Below are 3,069 nucleotides of genomic sequence, written 5' to 3' on the forward strand. Positions count from 1 at the left end.
GAGGCCTTGAGCAGAGCGACGGGTCGGAAGCCTCCGAACGCGCGAACGGCCTGCGGCCGGCGGCGGCGCGGTGTCGTAGATGAATGTGCGACCAGTGTCGATCAGGTGCCGGATTAGCGCGGCCGGACCGGCGACCACGCCACCCGCGCCGCCCAGGGACTTCGACAGGGTCGCCGTCACGACGACGTCCGGCCGGCCGGCCAGGCCCGCCGCCGCGACACCGCCCGCGCCCTCGGCGCCGAGCACACCCACCGCGTGGGCGTCGTCGACCAGCAGCAGTGCGTCGCGGGCGGAAGTCACCGCGTGCAACTCGGCCAGTGGCGCGAGGTCGCCGTCCACGGAGAAGACCGACTCGGTGACGAACACGGCGGGTCGGCCGGGGTGGGCGTCGAGGATCACCGCGAGGGCGGCCGGGTCGGCGTGCGGGGCGACGACCACCTCGGCGCCCGAGCTCTTGCAGCCATCGATCAGCGACGCGTGGTTGTAACGGTCCGAGACGAGCAGGGTCTCCGGGCCGGCCAGCGCGCGGACCGCACCCAGATTGGCCAGGTAGCCCGAGGAGTACACCAGCGCCTGCTCCGCGCCGAGCCAGTCGGCCAGGTCGGTCTCCAGGGCGGCGTGGGCCCGGGTCGAGCCGCGGACCAGCCGCGAACCGGTGGCGCCCAGGCCGTACTCCTGCAGGGCCCGGACCGACGCCGCGATCACCTCGGGGTGCACGGCCAGGCCGAGATAGTCGTTGCCGGCCAGGTCGACGACCCGGTCGTCGGCCGGTCGCGGCCGCAAGGTCCTGGTCAGCCCGGCCTTGGCCCGCGTGCGGGCCTGGCGCTCGAGCGCCTCCTGCCAGCCCGCCAAAGCACCCTCACCCTCATCGCCGGAACCCCGTCCGCCGGGCAAACTATCACCCGGCTCCGACATCCCGGCCGGGCGGAACGCCTTGTAGGGTACGGGCATGCCAGAGATCCTCGACCGGGCCCGGGCCCGGGTTCTTGCCGATGGTGCCGGGCTCGACGAGGCGGGGATCCTCGAGGTGCTGCGGCTGCCCGACGAGGATCTGCCGGAGCTGCTCCAGGTGGCGCACGACGTCCGGATGAAGTGGTGCGGCCCGGAGGTCGAGGTCGAGGGCATCGTGTCGCTCAAGACCGGCGGCTGCCCCGAGGACTGCCATTTCTGCTCGCAGTCCGGCCTGTTCACCTCGCCGGTGCGCGCGGTCTGGCTCGACATCCCCTCGCTGGTCGAGGCGGCCAAGCAGACCGCGGCGACCGGGGCGACGGAGTTCTGCATCGTGGCCGCCGTGCGCGGGCCCGACCAGCGGCTCATGGCGCAGATGCGCGAGGGCGTCAAGGCGATCAAGGAGGCCGTCGACATCCAGGTCGCGGCCAGTCTGGGCATGCTCACCCAGGAGCAGGTCGACCAGCTCGTCGACATGGGCGTGCACCGCTACAACCACAATCTCGAGACCTGCCAGTCCTACTTCCCGAACGTGGTGACCACCCACTCGTGGGAGGAGCGCTGGGGCACGCTCAAGATGGTGCGCGACTCCGGCATGGAGGTCTGCTGCGGCGGCATCCTCGGCCTGGGCGAGTCCGTCGAGCAGCGGGCCGAGTTCGCCGCGCAGCTCGCCGAGCTGGACCCGCACGAGGTCCCGCTGAATTTCCTCAACCCGCGCCCGGGCACCCCGCTGGGCGACCGCCCGGTGGTGGAGGGCAAGGACGCGCTGCGCGCGATCGCCGCCTTCCGGCTGGCGATGCCCAGAACCATCCTGCGGTACGCGGGCGGCCGCGAGATCACCCTGGGCGACCTCGGCACCCGCGACGGCCTGCTCGGCGGCATCAACGCGGTGATCGTCGGCAACTATCTGACGACGCTGGGCCGCCCGGCCACTTCCGACCTGGAGCTGCTGCAGGAGCTGAAGATGCCGGTCAAGGCGCTCTCGGCGACGCTGTGACGGTCCTGGTGTATTGCGACCGGTGCGGTCAGCCGGCCGCGGAGGGTGACCACTCCGCGTGCGCGGCGGCCCGGGAGCTGGAGCCGCCCCGTTTCTGCCCGGACTGCCGGCGCCGGATGAAGGTGCAGGTCGTGCCGACCGGCTGGACGGCGACCTGCGTCGAGCACGGCGTGCGTCACTCGTAAGCAGACCCATCGGCGACGACGGACCTCGTGGGAGGCCCGCCGTCGCCGCTCTCACCCGTCACCCGGAGGTGGCAGGAGTCTCGTCGCTCGCCGACCGGTGACCCGCGACCGGCAGGGTCAGGGTCAGCAGCGCCCCGTCACGGTCGCCGCCGTCCGCGACGCCGAAGCGGCGCAGCGTGCGGAGCATCGCGACGTTGTCGGCACCGGTGTGCGCCACCAGGGCCGAGAAGTTCATCCGGGCCGCCCAGGCGGTCAGCCGGCGCAGCAGCACCGTGCCGATGCCCCGGCGCTGCCAGGCGTCCTGCACCAGCAGGGCCACCTCGCCGAGGTCGCCCTCGGTGAGCAGGTTGGCCATCGCGACGACCCGTTCCTCGCCGGTGGCCGGGTCGACGTGCAGGGCGAGCAGGGTCAGGCCGTTCGCCGGCTCGAGCATCCGGCGCAGGCGGGCCTCCGAGGGCATCTGCCCGCCACCGAGATAGCGGCGCCGGCGCGACAGCAGGGAGCTGTGGGCGTGCATGCGGCGTACGCCTTCGACGTCATCGCCGGTCGCAGCGCGGATCAGCAGCTCGGCGCCGTCCGGCAGCAGGAGCGTGGTCTGGTCGGTGGTCCGTCGCACCAGGGCGCCGCTGACCTCGACCAGCGCCTGGGCCCGGGCGTACTCGGCCGGGGTGAAGGCCGGCGCCGGCCGCAGCACCTCGTAGCTGCCGCCGGCCCGGTCGATGAGCGTCATCCGCTCCTCGTCGAAGCCGTGCAGCACCACCGTGCCCTCGGGCCGCCAGCGCACCTCGGCCGCGTCGAGCAGGGTGACCAGAGCCTCGCCCAGCGAGTCCGGGTCGTGCACCAGCCGGCCGGCCAGCGCGAGGGCCCGGGTCGGCTGGTCGGCCAGGCCCTGGGCCTCGGCCCGCGTGACGAAGGCGTCGCGCCCCCGGCCACGGGCGA

4 protein-coding genes are annotated in these 3,069 nt (G+C 73.5%); 2 read left to right on the top strand and 2 right to left on the bottom strand.

Features of this window, described 5'->3' with window-relative positions; translation table 11 throughout:
- Positions 1-852 (bottom strand): aminotransferase class I/II-fold pyridoxal phosphate-dependent enzyme (locus AB0C29_RS40925; RefSeq protein ID WP_360832487.1); only part of this gene is annotated, 852 nt, incomplete at its 3' end.
- A 97-nt stretch (positions 853-949) separates the two neighbouring features.
- On the opposite strand from AB0C29_RS40925, the gene bioB reads away from it, so the two are divergent.
- Together bioB and AB0C29_RS40935 are read left to right on the top strand one after the other, a co-directional pair.
- Complete coding sequence (gene bioB, locus AB0C29_RS40930; RefSeq protein ID WP_360832481.1) at positions 950-1,945, top strand: biotin synthase BioB; 996 nt, start codon at positions 950-952, stop codon at positions 1,943-1,945.
- Entirely contained in the window at positions 1,942-2,130 is a 189-nt protein-coding gene (locus AB0C29_RS40935) for a hypothetical protein (protein ID WP_360549487.1), read from the top strand. Before bioB ends, AB0C29_RS40935 begins: the two co-directional genes overlap by 4 nt.
- Positions 2,131-2,188: 58 nt before the next feature.
- On the opposite strand, the gene AB0C29_RS40940 is transcribed toward AB0C29_RS40935, so the two are convergent.
- Positions 2,189-3,069, bottom strand: an 881-nt coding sequence (locus tag AB0C29_RS40940; protein WP_360832484.1) for a GNAT family N-acetyltransferase, incomplete at its 5' end; no start/stop codon positions are given.

Origin of the sequence: Actinoplanes sp. NPDC048791 (assembly GCF_040650095.1) — a bacterium.
Classification (GTDB): domain Bacteria; phylum Actinomycetota; class Actinomycetes; order Mycobacteriales; family Micromonosporaceae; genus Actinoplanes.